Here is a 13,556-nt window from a genome sequence, read left to right as displayed (position 1 = left end):
AAATCCAAAGAAACTCAGCTAGAAAATCCGCTTCGTATTGTTAAACTCCTCCACAATATAGAGAGCCTCACGGAAGCGCTGGGAGTGAACAACTTCGCGCTCGCGCAGATATGTCAGTACTTGGATCACGTCTGGATCGTCGGTCAGGTTGATCAGCCATTGATAAGTAGCCCGCGCTTTTTCCTCCGCAGCGATATCTTCGCACAGGTCAGCGATCGGGTCGCCCTTGGCTTGGATGTAAGCGGCCGTCCACGGAACCCCGTTTGCATCCACATAAAAGAGCGCCTTATCATGGTCGGCATAGTGTGAACCAAGACCGGCTGCTCGCATCTGCTCAGGGGTGGCATCCTTCACCAATTTATGGACAAGGGTCGCGATGACCTCCAAGTGACCCAGCTCTTCCGTCCCGATGTCAGTCAGCAACGCTTTGGCCCGCTCGTTTGGCATGCTGTAGCGCTGGTTGAGATAGCGGAGAGCAGCCGATAATTCCCCGTCCGGCCCGCCATATTGTGTGATGAGGAACTTCGCCATTTGAAGATCCGGCTTACTTACACGTACAGGAATTTCCAATTTCTTTTCGTAGATCCACATCTAATTTCACCTCAATATTCGATTTCCCACGGCCAAGGAGTACTGACCCACGCCCATTGGTTGGCAGGGGATTGGGAAAAACCGTACTGCATGAGAGGGCCATGCTTTAACTCGTACTGGTGTTTGAGGCGATGAAGCTCGTCGGACAGGTAGTTGTATTGGTGGATGGCACGCTGGTCTTCCGGATTGATATCCAGGTAGAACTGAAGCTCCACCAGACCGAATTCCACTTCCTGCAGTCTGCGAAGGGTGTCGCTATATTCCATGATGCTCCTCCTAACAAAATGGGTATGGTTTACCGTATGCAGGAGGATGGGTGTTTGTCATTGGTTGACAAGTTTAATGCAACAAATTTTGTCTGGTTGAAAATATCTCGAGTCCGAATCGAGTCACCGATAAGACGGCAAACAAAAAAAGAAGCGGGCAAAATCCGCTTCTTTTTCATCTGCACGACTCATATTCCATTGCAACTAAACAGAAACCGATGTCATTCACACGAACCAGCTTCCGTGCGAAATCACTCTGCTGACCAGCTACGAAACGACCCGTCTTGCCGTCAGATAATGATCCGTATACCAATCCACGAACAGCACGCGCTTCTCGACGCCTGTGTTGGTCATGAGGATCAGTCGGTAGTTCCCGGCGTAGATGGCGACGGTTCCAGGGGTGTTACCGCTTGTTTCACCTTTAAAGAAGACCAGATCACCCGGCTTCAGGCTGTTGCGCGATACCGTTGTTCCCTTTTTGATCTGATCGGTTGCGAGTGCTCCAACGTCGATTCCGTTTTTCTGATAGACATAGCGGATGAACCCAGCGTTGGAGAAGGTAAGGGTAGAGGCGTTGGTGTTGCCGCCGTATTTGGCCCGGCCGATCAGGCTGTCTGCATAGTCGGCGATGGCTTGACCCTTACTACGAGTAGCAGTAGCAGGAGACAGGTAAGACGGAATCACCCGTCTGGCTGTCACATAGTTATCCCGGTAGAATGCCTTGGCGCTCAGGTCGGAGATGATGACATTCAAGCCAGGGTCTGCCATGTGGATGATCTTGTTATCTCCTATATAGATACCATTGTGGGTTACAGGGTCTGCGTCATTTCGATTCGTGTCAAAAAAGACGATGTCTCCTTTTTGCAGATCACTTTTAGCTACAGCGGTACCTAGCTTGACCTGGTAGTTCGGCTGCATGGTAGCCAGATCGATACCCGCTTTTTTAAAGGCAAAGTAAACAAATCCGCCACAGCCAAACCGGTACGTCGGCACGTCACTGTATCGATTGTTGTCGTAGACCGCTTTTCCGATGGTGCTTTTTCCTGCTGCAATGACACGGTCGGCTATAGCTGACACCGATGTTGAAGCGATGGACATGCTGTGGATCTGACCTTCGTTGTCTGTGACGTGTGGCGTGAACTCGCCGATTTGCTCATTGACCAGTACATGCTGCTGGCTGCCTGGATGAGCGAATTGATTCTGTCTGCCTGTCTGGTTGAGCGTAGAGGTCTGCTGCTGAGGGGCGACGCCTTGATTCGTCTGTGTCTGCATTCCCGGCTGTTGTCCACGCGTCTGTACACCTGCTGTGCCTTGCCCGTTCTGTTGCGTGTTCGGGGCAGACTGCTGGTTGGCACCGGAATTCGGACCTGGAGCACATCCGCCGCACACGAGCAGAGCTGCGAGGAAAATACCTAATCGTCTGTTCATCTTATCCCGTCCTTCTTTAGTCTCGTCAGTTTAGGCGAAGCTACCTATAAGATGGATTAACGGGATTTTTTTATTCGCGGGGGAGGGAGGCATTTTGGAGTGTTGGTCAGAAAACAGAAAAAAACAGCCGGGCATCGCTCTCGGCTGTCTGGATGAAGGGTACAGGATGGCAGGTACATCTTGGCAGGTAATTATTGGAATGAAGCACTTCTATGGATAATCCAGCGGCTCGCTGCCCAGCAACTGCATCACAGCGGCCAGCTCCCACACCGGCAAATCAGGAAAGACAAGGGCGATCTCACCCTCATTGAGCTGAAAACGCTTGGAGGATGCTTCGACCCAATAGGGAATACCGAGCGTAGAGAGAGCGGTACGGCAATCGGAAGCCACCTTCCATGGAACGATGTAGTAAAACGTTTTTTGCATGAAGGATCACGCTCCTTACTACAAGGGTATCACAAAACCGCTCGACTCGATACTTGACTCCATCGATATGTGCGCCCCTGATTCGTTACCAAACCGACCGAAGCTGAATAACGTGAGGAGGTACAGGATTTGTCCAGAAAAAGGGGAGGATGAGAATGATTACACTCACACAACTACAACAACTGGCAAATCAAATCGAACAACTCAAAGACATGCTCGATCTCGTCCAGCAAAACGTCCAGTTCAATGTTACTACCGTCTGGACGGTACTCGCTTTTGTCGTCACCGCCGCAGGGGCCGCACTGCTGATCCTCGCCAAGCAATGGGTGCATACCAAAGTGGAGGAGGAGATGATACAGATCAACCTCGCCCAATACGCCCGTAAACAACAGCATAACTGGCTTACCCCAACGCTGCTCAACGGCTGGCAAAACAGCAACAGTGACACTCCCGTCGGATTTTTGCGTGATGAGTTCGGCTTCGTCCGGCTGAAGGGATGTATTATGAACGGTCTGATGAAAGATGGGACGACGATTTTTCGGTTGCCGGAGGGATACAGACCAGAGGAGACACAGCGGTTTGGCGTGACATGCGGGAGCAAGGGGAATCTGCAGGTCGGGGTGGTCGAGGTGCAGGAGAGCGGAGACATCAAGATTTTTGGGTGCTACCAGTCCGATGTCATTTTGAACGGAGTCGTATTTCAAATCAAGAGCGGGTAGGGGAGGGATTCCACGTCATGATCAGACCAAAACCCCCGTACCTTGTACTGGTCGGGGGTTATTTTCGTGCCAGGGGCCTTGCCCATTCATTTTGCTCGGTGATTACGGCGTTCCGTGCTCCTCATCCTCACGCTTTACCTGTGCGGCTTCTTCCGCATACTTGTTGAGGCTGCCCTCTTTCTTATGCATCGAATAGCCATGCATATTGCCACCATCATATCCCATCTCAGGCCGGGTATTGTACCGCTTGTGCTCATCAGACATGCCCATCCCTCCTTTGTTTTCAAGTTAGTTTGCCCTTTGACACTTCCCCCGGATACCGCACATCATCTCCCAAAAAGAGGAAAAATCCAACCCAGCTTCGAATGGTACATATACTTACTTTCCACCAAAAAGGAGTGTCTACCATGTCCGCAAGCCAAGAAGTCCTCTTCAACCAACTCGAATTCATCCGCAAAGCTACCCTCGGATGTGTAGAGGGGGTCACCGCAGAGCAGGCAGACATCATTCCAGCCGGGTATAACAACAACATCCGGTGGAATCTCGGGCATATCTACCTTGACCAATTCCTATGGCTCCAACATTTGACCAAGGAACCGGCCCCGATTCCGGAAGGCTACCGTGATTGGTTCAATTACCAGACCAGCCCCGCCGACTTCACCAGCGATACCCCCTCTTTAGATGAGCTAAAAGAGCTGCTGGCCGGCCAAATCCAAATCATCCGCGAAACCTACGCCAACCGTCTCGACGAGGAGTTTCCTGCGACCGAACTGGGCATGCATACCGTCGGACAAGTACTGGTTCGTACGGTTTTTCATGAAGGAATCCATATCGGCGCGATGGCAGCGATTCGGCGTCAGCTGTAAGCTTAGACGTATTCAGCCCTTCATTGCTGATTCAAGAAAAAAGAACAGGAGAGAAAATCATGAGCATTTTTGCCTTATATGCAAGTTCCCGTCCTAACGGCAACTCCGAACAGTTAACCGATATGCTGTTAGAAGGAACTGTCTGCACCAAGATCATTTTGCGTGAAAAAAACATCCGTCCCATCACCGATCAGCGCCACACTCCGGAAGGCTTTCGACCAGTGGACGATGATTATGACGCGATTGTCGAGGAGATGATGCGCCATGATGTTCTCATCTTTTCCACGCCACTCTACTGGTATGGCATGTCAGGCCCGATGAAAGACTTTGTGGATCGCTGGTCCCAAAGCCTGCGGGACAAGCGTTACCATTTCAAAGAAGAAATGAGTAAAAAACAGGTGTACGTCGTCATCACAGGCGGTGACCATCCGAGAGTGACCGGCCTTCCGCTGGTGCAACAGTTCCAGCATATTTTCCGTTTCATGGGGATGAATTTTGCTGGATACATCATAGGAGAAGGGAACCAGCCGGGGGACGTTTTACAGGACGAACGAGCCGTATCAGAGGCAAAGTGGTTGAATCACCGATTACGTGGGTCTTTATAAGCAGGTATTGTAAAACGGGTTACAGCAAAAAGCCCCCACGCCATTATGGGGGCTTGCTGGATCTACATGGATGGCTTTACTTACTTCTCACGACCACAAGCATCTTGAGAGCAAGTGGAGAACATTTGGTTTTGTTGTCGAGCCTCTGCCGAGGTTGTCTCAGCTGCCGCGAATTCATTCACCGAGGTGCGTTGAATCGCTTGTGCCGCCTGATTTGCAGTCAATCCTGCGCGTCTGCGTCTAGCCATGTCGTATCACCTCCCTGCCATCCTAATGTGTGCCGGGCGAAGAGGGCATATCCTGTGGGATTCAAGGCAGTTGTTGCAAGGATGTTCAATAATGCCGAAAATTGGTGTTGCAATGTAGGGAGAGACTATGATAGATTAATACTCGTCCCAAGCGGACAGGAACACACGGAGACAGTATGAACCAAGGTTCACCTGCTTGTTGAAGTATCTTCCACAAATTACCCCTTGCAATCGCTGGACGAAATGTGTTAGATTAAAGTTCCGGGCAACACGATGGACATACACCATCGCAAGCCGATTCTCATAAGATGCTCCTGTAGCTCAGTCGGTAGAGCGTTTCCATGGTAAGGAAGAGGTCGCAGGTTCGATTCCTGTCGGGAGCACCATGTATCATTCATATTGACGCGGGATGGAGCAGCTCGGTAGCTCGTCGGGCTCATAACCCGAAGGTCGCAGGTTCAAATCCTGCTCCCGCAACTTAATTACTTACCTGAACTACGTCGCTTAGTCTTCTTCGATCAGGTAAAATACGGAGTCCCCGTAGGGGGCAACCAAACGATGTTCGCACTAAGTCGCGATCAACCATTCATGGAGCTGTGGTGAAGTTGGAGTTCACGCCGGTCTGTCACACCGGAGGTCGCGGGTTCGAGTCCCGTCAGCTCCGCCATTATGCGGACGTAGCTCAATTGGTAGAGCGTCGCCTTGCCAAGGCGAAGGTCGAGGGTTCGAGACCCTTCGTCCGCTCCATTTCTTCTATAATAATAAGTGCCCTTAGCTCAGCCGGATAGAGTGTTTGACTACGAATCAAAAGGTCGGGAGTTCGAATCTCTCAGGGCACGCCATTTACAATCCAATATGCGGTCGTGGCGGAATTGGCAGACGCACCATCTTGAGGGGGTGGCGGGGCGACCCGTGTGAGTTCGAGTCTCACCGACCGCACCATATCTACACACGTGCGAGTGTGGCGGAATTGGCAGACGCGCTAGTTTCAGGTACTAGTGGTGGCAACACCGTGGGGGTTCAAGTCCCTTCATTCGCACCATACATAACAGACGGAGCCTTTGATTTTGTTCGGAGACGGACAGAGTCAAGGGCTTTTTTGTTTTGTTAAGATTATGTGAAGAGTGACCTGAACTCGTTGACGGATCAACCATCAATCAATATAGTTATATTGCATTATTGTTATATAGATATGGAGGTGATACGGGATGAACGAAGCTGACCAACCTTCTACGTACCCGGAGCAACCGGGGATGACCGTTCAATTGGAACAGATGGAGCGCATGTCAGAGGTCTTGAAGCTGGTCGCCGACCGCAACCGGATGCTCACGCTTGCTCTGTTACAGCACGGGGAGATGTGTGTCTGCGAGCTGGTCGAGATCCTGCAGCTGTCCCAGCCGACTGTCTCACAGAATCTTCGCAAGATGAAATCCTACGGGCTGGTCAAAGAAACCAAGAAGAAAAACTGGGTCTTCTACTCTCTCCAAATAGAGGATAAGCCATATGTAGCCGAATTGTTGCGCCATGTGCCGGATGTGGGGCCGCTCATCGAGGATCTGAACAGACGAGGGATGCGTGTATCCTGTGACAGTTAGGCATATGATTGAACATAAGGAAGGGTAGGAACCGTAAGAATGATGACTTGGATTGCTTTTGGAATTTTTGCAGTAACGATATTATTTGTCATCTGGCAGCCAAAGGGCTTATCGATCGGCTGGTCGGCTACGGGTGGGGCTCTTTTGGCGCTGGCTTTCAGCGTAGTCTCCGTTCAGGATGTCTGGGACGTGACAGGGATCGTCTGGAATGCGACATTGACCTTTGTTGCGTTGATTATCATTTCTCTGATCTTGGATGAAATCGGCTTTTTTGAATGGTCGGCGTTGCATGTGGCACGCTTAGCCAAGGGGAATGGGCGGCTGATGTTCGTCTATGTCATCCTGCTAGGAGCGATCGTCTCCGCCTTTTTCGCCAACGACGGTGCGGCCCTGATCCTGACGCCGATCGTACTGGCCCAGGTGCGTGCGCTCAAGCTCGAAGAAAAAATGATAGTTCCGTTTATCATGGCAAGCGGCTTTATTGCCGATACCACATCCCTGCCGCTGATCGTCAGCAACCTGGTCAATATCGTCTCCGCCGACTATTTTGGAATCGGGTTCGTCGAATATGCAAGTCGCATGATTGTACCGAATCTGTTCGCGCTCGGAGCCAGTCTGCTTGTTCTGTATCTGTTTTTCCGCAAATCCATTCCAGCCAACTACGAGCAGTCCCAACTGAAACAGCCTCGCGAAGCGATCAAAGACATGCGTCTGTTCCGTATATCCTGGCTGGTTCTCGGCGTGCTCCTCGTCGGTTATCTCATCAGCGAGCTGATCCGTGTACCGGTTTCCTTTATCGCTGGACTCGTGGCGATCCTGTTCGTGATTGCCGCACAGAACAGCGAGGTGATCCAGACCAAAAAAGTACTTAAAGAAGCGCCTTGGACCATTGTTATCTTTTCCATCGGGATGTATGTCGTCGTCTACGGTCTGCGTAATGTTGGCTTGACCGATATGCTGGGACAAGTCATTCAAGCCTTTTCGCAACAGGGTCTGTTCGCGGCGACGATGGGGATGGGCTTCTTGTCTGCGATCCTCTCATCCATCATGAACAACCTGCCGTCCGTGATGATTGGCGCGCTTGCTATTCATGGGACTGAGACCTCGGAGGCTATCCGTGAAGCCCTGATCTACGCCAATGTCATCGGTTGCGACCTCGGACCGAAGATCACCCCGATCGGCTCTCTGGCCACGCTCCTGTGGCTTCACATCCTGTCCCGCAAAAACGTCCGCATCACCTGGGGCTATTACTTCAAAGTAGGAACGCTGCTCACCGTACCCACCCTGTTCATCACGCTGGCTGGACTTTACCTCTGGCTCCTGCTGATCGCTTAACCATCACACCTAAGCAAAAAGGAGAGAACCATCACCATGGATAAAAAGCTCGTCTATTTCCTCTGTACCGGCAACTCTTGCCGCAGTCAAATCGCTGACGGTTTCCTCAAAGCACTCGGCAGCGACCGATACGAAGTGAAAAGCGCCGGTCTCGAAGCGCACGGCCTCAATCCGCGTGCCGTCCAAGTCATGCAGGAAGCGGGCGTCGATATCACCAGCCACACCTCTGATGTCATCGACCAAGATACCCTAAACCGTGCAGACTACATCATCACCCTCTGCGGCCACGCCGACGAGCATTGCCCGGCCATCTCTAACCCGAACGCGGTCAAATGGCACTGGGGCTTCGATGATCCAGCCAAAGCCACAGGCACGGAAGAGGAGATCATGACCTCGTTTCGAACCGTCCGCGATTCAATCAAGACACGGATTGAACAGTTTTTAGCAGAAGGTAAATAATCAATCACATCAGCAAGGGACTTTGACCTAAAAAGGGGAGAAGTTCCTTCTTTTTTGCGATTTGAAATAATCTCACTGATTAATAGTTGCAAAATACAAGTGAATAAGGTAAGATGAACTCAGGTGATAAACATGAAAGAACTTCCAGCATACGTGAATGTCAGAGAAATTTTCCAGCTCTTAGTCAGACGGTTCGGTATCCTGCAAAAGGACGGTGCCCAATGCTGTGGCATCTCTGTCATCCAGAGCCACGTCCTGTACGAACTGCACAAGCGTCCTAATCTGTCGCTCAACGACCTTGCTCAGATTCTCTCCACGGATACCAGCACGCTAAGCCGTCAGGTCAACAGTCTGGTCGAGCTTGGCTGGGTAAGCCGCCTGCAAGATCCCAAGGACCGCCGCTATGTCACGCTGGCCCTCACCGAAGAAGGGGAGAGACAGCATGACATCATCGCCCGGCAGATGCAGGAGTACGTTGAGAGTATCCTCGTCCGCATCCCTGAGGATAAGCGCCAACAAGTTCTGGAAAGTCTCCAGCTCATCAGCACCGCGATGAGCCAAAGCCCTAGTTGCTGTACGCCTCCTATGTAACCCGTAGGAGGATTTTATCCCACATATACTTGCAAATATCAATTATTTCAAAATGAAAAGGAGTCGATCAGACATGATGAAAATGCACGTAGCGATCAATGTAAACAACCTAGAGGCATCCCTTGACTTTTACCGCAAGCTCTTCAACGCCGAGCCTACCAAAGTAAAAGAGGACTATGCCAAGTTTGAACTGGATGAACCAGGTCTCCATTTTGCCCTCAATGTCCGTCCTTATCAGCAAGGCTCAGGCGTCATCAACCACTTCGGCTTCCAGGTAAAAGATACAGAAGCAGTCCTTGCCACCAAAAAACGCCTGCGAGAAGCCGGGCTCGTCTCCCTCGATGAGATGAACACCACCTGCTGCTACGCTGTCCAAGATAAAATCTGGGTACGCGACCCGGAAGGCAACCCATGGGAGATCTTCTACACCAAAGCCAATTCCGAGTTTGAGTCCGCTGACCAAGCCGCATTCTCCGATGTGTGCTGTTCCGCCCCAGCCGATGATACAGCAAAAACTACATCAGGCTCCTGCTCATGCTGATCCGCTGTGATTTTAGGACTCTGCAACGACAGATCCCGGCAAGAACTTACAGACCTTATTGAGCAAGGAAAAAGCCCATGACCAAGCGGGCTTTTTCTTACTTTATTTTCATTTATTTTTCCGGGGATGACCACTTGATTTCCCTCACATGTGTGTGTTAAATTAATATCAGTCACGAGAACATCATACGTTCTTGAGTGGACAAGTCCGAAAGATGGGGCTGTAGCTCAGTTGGGAGAGCGCCTGCCTTGCAAGCAGGAGGTCATCGGTTCGATCCCGTTCAGCTCCACCAATTTTATAGTAGTGTTCCTCAGTAGCTCAATGGTGGAGCAACCGGCTGTTAACCGGTAGGCTGGCGGTTCGAGTCCGTCCTGAGGAGCCATTTTTATGCTCCTGTAGCTCAGTCGGTAGAGCGTTTCCATGGTAAGGAAGAGGTCGCAGGTTCGATTCCTGTCGGGAGCACCATCCACTATACATACGAGATCAGAGTCTTTGACATGAGTCAAAGGCTTTTTTTGTTATATACAGACGGGTTGTTTAACCTTTATAAAACATATTTACTATTTAAAGTAAGAGGGCGCAATGATAGAATAGTTTCTGTATTTCATATAAAAATATTCCAATATCTTGTGGAGGGTTACTTGTGGCCGTATTAGAGCATTTGGAAAAAAAGGTTCGCCAGCTTGAAAGACGTTGTCTCGATCATAAAATCATACCGATTGAAGGGGCGCAGGGAACCCGGATCATGGTGGAAGGACGTGAGTTGATTCAGCTTTCCGCCAATAACTACCTGGGACTCACCTCACATCCACGCGTCCGTGAGGCAGCCAGAAAAGCATTGGAAGAAGCAGGCGCAGGAGCAGGCGGAGTACGCGTGATGGCCGGTACATTTGACCGTACCCAAGCATTGGAACAAAAGCTGGCTGCATTCAAAAAAACGGAAGCCGCTGTCGTCTTCTCCGCAGGCTACACGACCAATCTCGGGGTGATGAGTTCGATCCCGGACAAAGGGGATATCGTGCTCTCGGACGCCTACAACCATATTTCCATTTTAGAAGGAATCCGCCTGTCCAAGGCAGAAATGCGTTCCTACAATCACAATGATATGGAGGATCTGGAACGGGCATTGGCAGAATCCCAGAATTACCGCCAGCGAATTGTCGTGACCGATGGTGTTTTTTCCATGGACGGAGATATTGCACCGCTTCCTGAGATTGTTGATCTGGTCGAAAAATACAATGCCATCCTGATCGTGGATGATTCGCATTCCAATGGTGTGTTTGGCGAAAATGGCCGGGGAACCGTAGATCATTTTGGTCTGCATGACCGTGTTCATATTCAAGTGGGAACTTTCTCAAAAGCATTCGGGGTCATGGGAGGCTTCGTAGCCAGCAGCAAAATTGTCTGTGACTACCTCATGCAACATGCGAATTCGTTTATTTACAGTACCGCCCATCCACCTAGTACGACGGCGGCCTGTATGGCTGCATTGGACGTGGTGATGGACGAACCGGAAATCCTGGAGCGCTTATGGGACAATACACGTTTTTTCCGCAATGGTCTAAAGGAGCTTGGTTTTGACACGGGGAAGAGTGAGTCACCGATTATACCTGTGATGGTAGGCGATGCTAAACTGGCAAGTCGGTTTGCCGACCACTTGTATGAAGCCGGACTGATGTGCAAAAGTGTAGCATTTCCCACCGTAGCACTCGGCGAAGCGAGAATCCGGGTGATTATCACCGCAGCTCATTCACACGAAGAAATGGAACAGGCTCTCAAGATTTTTGAGAGAATCGGAAAAGACTTAAAGATTGTTACATAGAGGGTAAAGAGAACACAAAATGTGAGCAGAAGAGAGGGAGACACTTGATCGTACTGGGGTTTTGACTAGGTCCGGGTGTCTCTTATTTCCTAGAATCATCCAGTTGATTTTGCCTGGCGCACATGATAAATTAAGATTCCGTCAGCGCAATGAACACGAACGTATCTGGTAAAAATTAAGTGTTGATTTTCACTTTGGAGATATGCTAGATTATTAATTGTCGATGACGACATGACAAGATGGCCCGTTGGTGAAGCGGTTTAACACAGCAGCCTTTCACGCTGTCATTCAGGGGTTCGAATCCCCTACGGGTCACCATTCATATGCGGACGTAGCTCAATTGGTAGAGCGTCGCCTTGCCAAGGCGAAGGTCGAGGGTTCGAGACCCTTCGTCCGCTCCAACAGATGTGCCCTTAGCTCAGCCGGATAGAGCGTTTGACTACGAATCAAAAGGTCGGGAGTTCGAATCTCTCAGGGCACGCCATTATTACAAAATAGTCGGGAAGTAGCTCAGCTTGGTAGAGTACTTGGCTTGGGACCAAGGGGTCGCAGGTTCGAATCCTGTCTTCCCGACCATGATTTATAAACAATATAGTATGCGGTCGTGGCGGAATTGGCAGACGCACCATCTTGAGGGGGTGGCGGGGCGACCCGTGTGAGTTCGAGTCTCACCGACCGCACCAATATTATTTTACAAAAATGGGCCTATAGCTCAGTTGGTTAGAGCGCACGCCTGATAAGCGTGAGGTCGGCTGTTCGAGTCAGCCTAGGCCCACCACCTATATAATAGTAACAACCATTTGATGAAAATGGGGCTGTAGCTCAGTTGGGAGAGCGCCTGCCTTGCAAGCAGGAGGTCATCGGTTCGATCCCGTTCAGCTCCACCAATTTTATAGTAATGTTCCTCAGTAGCTCAATGGTGGAGCAACCGGCTGTTAACCGGTAGGCTGGCGGTTCGAGTCCGTCCTGAGGAGCCATTTAAGATGGACAGGTGTCCGAGTGGCCGAAGGAGCACGATTGGAAATCGTGTAGGCGGTGTCGAACCGTCTCGTGGGTTCAAATCCCACCCTGTCCGCCATCTTAACCTTTTAGGAATGGCCCGTTGGTGAAGCGGTTTAACACAGCAGCCTTTCACGCTGTCATTCAGGGGTTCGAATCCCCTACGGGTCACCATCATATGCGGACGTAGCTCAATTGGTAGAGCGTCGCCTTGCCAAGGCGAAGGTCGAGGGTTCGAGACCCTTCGTCCGCTCCAACCCTTTTAGTAAGGTACACTTGTAGCCCTTGTACGGCGAATGTACGCCAGCAGCAAGGGTATTATTATCGCCTGAAACAGGTGTTCACTCACCTTGAAAAAAAGTAAAAATATTCACTTGATTTATCCGGAGATGTGTGATAGATTAAATAACGTTCCTGAGAGAACGCTGTAAAGTATGATTTTTTGATTCAGTGAGTGAATAATCACGTTGCTAACTTCCGAAAATTAATACTTGCAAAGTGAATAACGATATGATAGAGTAGATAACGTTCTTGTTAAACGAACTAGTTCGAAAGACTTGGTTCGAAAGTAATAAAAACCATTTGAAAAAATGGGGCTGTAGCTCAGTTGGGAGAGCGCCTGCCTTGCAAGCAGGAGGTCATCGGTTCGATCCCGTTCAGCTCCACCATTCCTACTCATTTAAAATGATGCTCCTGTAGCTCAGTCGGTAGAGCGTTTCCATGGTAAGGAAGAGGTCGCAGGTTCGATTCCTGTCGGGAGCACCATTTACATCACCTGGCCCGTTGGTGAAGCGGTTTAACACAGCAGCCTTTCACGCTGTCATTCAGGGGTTCGAATCCCCTACGGGTCACCACGTATGGAGGCTTAGCTCAGCTGGGAGAGCATCTGCCTTACAAGCAGAGGGTCGGCGGTTCGATCTCGTCAGCCTCCACCATTTATATTGACGCGGGATGGAGCAGCTCGGTAGCTCGTCGGGCTCATAACCCGAAGGTCGCAGGTTCAAATCCTGCTCCCGCAACTTAATTACTTACCTGAACTACGTCGCTTAGTCTTCTTCGATCAGG

Annotated in this window: 15 protein-coding genes and 26 tRNA genes; 35 read left to right on the top strand and 6 right to left on the bottom strand. The window is 50.4% G+C overall.

Annotated elements, in window-relative coordinates:
• Nucleotides 1-18: 18 nt before the first annotated feature.
• The 4 genes from FGI41_RS09175 to FGI41_RS09160 form a co-directional block, all read right to left on the bottom strand.
• Nucleotides 19-591: a manganese catalase family protein gene (locus FGI41_RS09175; protein WP_139489755.1), complete on the bottom strand. Its 573-nt coding sequence runs from the start codon at nt 589-591 to the stop codon at nt 19-21.
• Between the two features lie 11 nt (nt 592-602).
• Complete coding sequence (locus tag FGI41_RS09170; protein WP_139489753.1) at nt 603-857, bottom strand: spore coat protein CotJB; 255 nt, start codon at nt 855-857, stop codon at nt 603-605.
• A gap of 267 nt (nt 858-1,124) precedes the next feature.
• Nucleotides 1,125-2,285, bottom strand: a complete 1,161-nt coding sequence (locus tag FGI41_RS09165) for a C40 family peptidase (RefSeq protein ID WP_139489751.1) — start codon at nt 2,283-2,285, stop codon at nt 1,125-1,127.
• A 210-nt stretch (nt 2,286-2,495) separates the two neighbouring features.
• A complete protein-coding gene (locus FGI41_RS09160; protein WP_139489749.1) occupies nt 2,496-2,711 on the bottom strand; it encodes a hypothetical protein in 216 nt (71 codons plus the stop codon).
• A gap of 155 nt (nt 2,712-2,866) precedes the next feature.
• On the opposite strand from FGI41_RS09160, the gene FGI41_RS09155 reads away from it, so the two are divergent.
• A complete protein-coding gene (locus tag FGI41_RS09155) occupies nt 2,867-3,430 on the top strand; it encodes a hypothetical protein (protein WP_139489748.1) in 564 nt (187 codons plus the stop codon).
• A 102-nt stretch (nt 3,431-3,532) separates the two neighbouring features.
• Here FGI41_RS09155 and FGI41_RS24860 read toward each other — a convergent pair whose 3' ends face one another.
• Nucleotides 3,533-3,694 (bottom strand): hypothetical protein, encoded by a 162-nt coding sequence (locus FGI41_RS24860; RefSeq protein ID WP_176560198.1) that lies wholly within the window; start codon nt 3,692-3,694, stop codon nt 3,533-3,535.
• 143 nt (nt 3,695-3,837) lie between these two features.
• Between FGI41_RS24860 and FGI41_RS09150 the strand changes: the two genes are divergently transcribed.
• Together FGI41_RS09150 and FGI41_RS09145 are read left to right on the top strand one after the other, a co-directional pair.
• Complete coding sequence (locus FGI41_RS09150; RefSeq protein WP_139489747.1) at nt 3,838-4,296, top strand: DinB family protein; 459 nt, start codon at nt 3,838-3,840, stop codon at nt 4,294-4,296.
• Between the two features lie 59 nt (nt 4,297-4,355).
• Nucleotides 4,356-4,901: a flavodoxin family protein gene (locus tag FGI41_RS09145; RefSeq protein WP_139489745.1), complete on the top strand. Its 546-nt coding sequence runs from the start codon at nt 4,356-4,358 to the stop codon at nt 4,899-4,901.
• Nucleotides 4,902-4,981: 80 nt separating this feature from the next.
• Here FGI41_RS09145 and FGI41_RS24855 read toward each other — a convergent pair whose 3' ends face one another.
• Nucleotides 4,982-5,149 (bottom strand): hypothetical protein, encoded by a 168-nt coding sequence (locus tag FGI41_RS24855; RefSeq protein ID WP_176560197.1) that lies wholly within the window; start codon nt 5,147-5,149, stop codon nt 4,982-4,984.
• 310 nt (nt 5,150-5,459) lie between these two features.
• On the opposite strand from FGI41_RS24855, the gene FGI41_RS09140 reads away from it, so the two are divergent.
• The 32 genes from FGI41_RS09140 to FGI41_RS08985 all read left to right on the top strand — a co-directional run bounded on the left by FGI41_RS09140 (nt 5,460) and on the right by FGI41_RS08985 (nt 13,510).
• Nucleotides 5,460-5,535 (top strand) — tRNA-Thr (locus FGI41_RS09140).
• A 17-nt stretch (nt 5,536-5,552) separates the two neighbouring features.
• Nucleotides 5,553-5,626 (top strand) — tRNA-Met (locus tag FGI41_RS09135).
• Between the two features lie 113 nt (nt 5,627-5,739).
• Nucleotides 5,740-5,816, top strand: a tRNA-Asp gene (locus tag FGI41_RS09130).
• Between the two features lie 4 nt (nt 5,817-5,820).
• Nucleotides 5,821-5,896 (top strand) — tRNA-Gly (locus FGI41_RS09125).
• An 18-nt stretch (nt 5,897-5,914) separates the two neighbouring features.
• Nucleotides 5,915-5,991, top strand: a tRNA-Arg gene (locus FGI41_RS09120).
• A gap of 15 nt (nt 5,992-6,006) precedes the next feature.
• Nucleotides 6,007-6,091: transfer RNA gene (locus FGI41_RS09115), tRNA-Leu, on the top strand.
• 13 nt (nt 6,092-6,104) lie between these two features.
• Nucleotides 6,105-6,191, top strand: a tRNA-Leu gene (locus tag FGI41_RS09110).
• A 166-nt stretch (nt 6,192-6,357) separates the two neighbouring features.
• Nucleotides 6,358-6,744 carry an ArsR/SmtB family transcription factor gene (locus tag FGI41_RS09105; RefSeq protein WP_255298394.1) on the top strand — a complete coding sequence of 129 codons (387 nt, stop codon included), beginning with the start codon at nt 6,358-6,360 and terminating at the stop codon, nt 6,742-6,744.
• 42 nt (nt 6,745-6,786) lie between these two features.
• Nucleotides 6,787-8,079, top strand: coding sequence for an arsenic transporter (locus tag FGI41_RS09100; RefSeq protein ID WP_438358018.1), 1,293 nt, complete (start codon nt 6,787-6,789; stop codon nt 8,077-8,079).
• A 36-nt stretch (nt 8,080-8,115) separates the two neighbouring features.
• Nucleotides 8,116-8,538 (top strand): arsenate reductase (thioredoxin), encoded by a 423-nt coding sequence (gene arsC, locus FGI41_RS09095; protein WP_139489742.1) that lies wholly within the window; start codon nt 8,116-8,118, stop codon nt 8,536-8,538.
• A 132-nt stretch (nt 8,539-8,670) separates the two neighbouring features.
• Nucleotides 8,671-9,129 carry a MarR family winged helix-turn-helix transcriptional regulator gene (locus tag FGI41_RS09090; RefSeq protein ID WP_139489740.1) on the top strand — a complete coding sequence of 153 codons (459 nt, stop codon included), beginning with the start codon at nt 8,671-8,673 and terminating at the stop codon, nt 9,127-9,129.
• Between the two features lie 76 nt (nt 9,130-9,205).
• Entirely contained in the window at nt 9,206-9,670 is a 465-nt protein-coding gene (locus FGI41_RS09085) for an ArsI/CadI family heavy metal resistance metalloenzyme (protein ID WP_139490172.1), read from the top strand.
• A gap of 216 nt (nt 9,671-9,886) precedes the next feature.
• Nucleotides 9,887-9,962 (top strand) — tRNA-Ala (locus FGI41_RS09080).
• A gap of 15 nt (nt 9,963-9,977) precedes the next feature.
• Nucleotides 9,978-10,052: transfer RNA gene (locus tag FGI41_RS09075), tRNA-Asn, on the top strand.
• Nucleotides 10,053-10,059: 7 nt separating this feature from the next.
• Nucleotides 10,060-10,135, top strand: a tRNA-Thr gene (locus FGI41_RS09070).
• A gap of 178 nt (nt 10,136-10,313) precedes the next feature.
• On the top strand, nt 10,314-11,492 hold the full coding sequence (locus tag FGI41_RS09065) for a glycine C-acetyltransferase (RefSeq protein ID WP_139489738.1): 1,179 nt from the start codon (nt 10,314-10,316) through the stop codon (nt 11,490-11,492).
• Between the two features lie 241 nt (nt 11,493-11,733).
• Nucleotides 11,734-11,810, top strand: a tRNA-Glu gene (locus tag FGI41_RS09060).
• Nucleotides 11,811-11,817: 7 nt separating this feature from the next.
• Nucleotides 11,818-11,893: transfer RNA gene (locus FGI41_RS09055), tRNA-Gly, on the top strand.
• Nucleotides 11,894-11,899: 6 nt separating this feature from the next.
• Nucleotides 11,900-11,976: transfer RNA gene (locus FGI41_RS09050), tRNA-Arg, on the top strand.
• 15 nt (nt 11,977-11,991) lie between these two features.
• Nucleotides 11,992-12,068 (top strand) — tRNA-Pro (locus FGI41_RS09045).
• Between the two features lie 22 nt (nt 12,069-12,090).
• A tRNA-Leu gene (locus FGI41_RS09040) sits at nt 12,091-12,175 on the top strand.
• Between the two features lie 18 nt (nt 12,176-12,193).
• Nucleotides 12,194-12,270, top strand: a tRNA-Ile gene (locus tag FGI41_RS09035).
• Between the two features lie 33 nt (nt 12,271-12,303).
• Nucleotides 12,304-12,379, top strand: a tRNA-Ala gene (locus FGI41_RS09030).
• Between the two features lie 15 nt (nt 12,380-12,394).
• Nucleotides 12,395-12,469, top strand: a tRNA-Asn gene (locus FGI41_RS09025).
• Between the two features lie 8 nt (nt 12,470-12,477).
• Nucleotides 12,478-12,570 (top strand) — tRNA-Ser (locus FGI41_RS09020).
• Between the two features lie 18 nt (nt 12,571-12,588).
• Nucleotides 12,589-12,665 (top strand) — tRNA-Glu (locus FGI41_RS09015).
• Nucleotides 12,666-12,671: 6 nt separating this feature from the next.
• Nucleotides 12,672-12,747 (top strand) — tRNA-Gly (locus FGI41_RS09010).
• A 336-nt stretch (nt 12,748-13,083) separates the two neighbouring features.
• Nucleotides 13,084-13,159: transfer RNA gene (locus tag FGI41_RS09005), tRNA-Ala, on the top strand.
• A 21-nt stretch (nt 13,160-13,180) separates the two neighbouring features.
• Nucleotides 13,181-13,256: transfer RNA gene (locus tag FGI41_RS09000), tRNA-Thr, on the top strand.
• 12 nt (nt 13,257-13,268) lie between these two features.
• Nucleotides 13,269-13,345: transfer RNA gene (locus FGI41_RS08995), tRNA-Glu, on the top strand.
• A 5-nt stretch (nt 13,346-13,350) separates the two neighbouring features.
• Nucleotides 13,351-13,426 (top strand) — tRNA-Val (locus tag FGI41_RS08990).
• 10 nt (nt 13,427-13,436) lie between these two features.
• Nucleotides 13,437-13,510: transfer RNA gene (locus tag FGI41_RS08985), tRNA-Met, on the top strand.
• The last annotated feature ends 46 nt before the right edge of the window (nt 13,511-13,556 follow it).

This window comes from Brevibacillus dissolubilis (genome assembly GCF_006170445.1).
GTDB classification, from domain to species: domain Bacteria; phylum Bacillota; class Bacilli; order Brevibacillales; family Brevibacillaceae; genus Brevibacillus_B; species Brevibacillus_B dissolubilis.
This window is presented reverse-complemented; position numbering and strand designations above follow the sequence as displayed.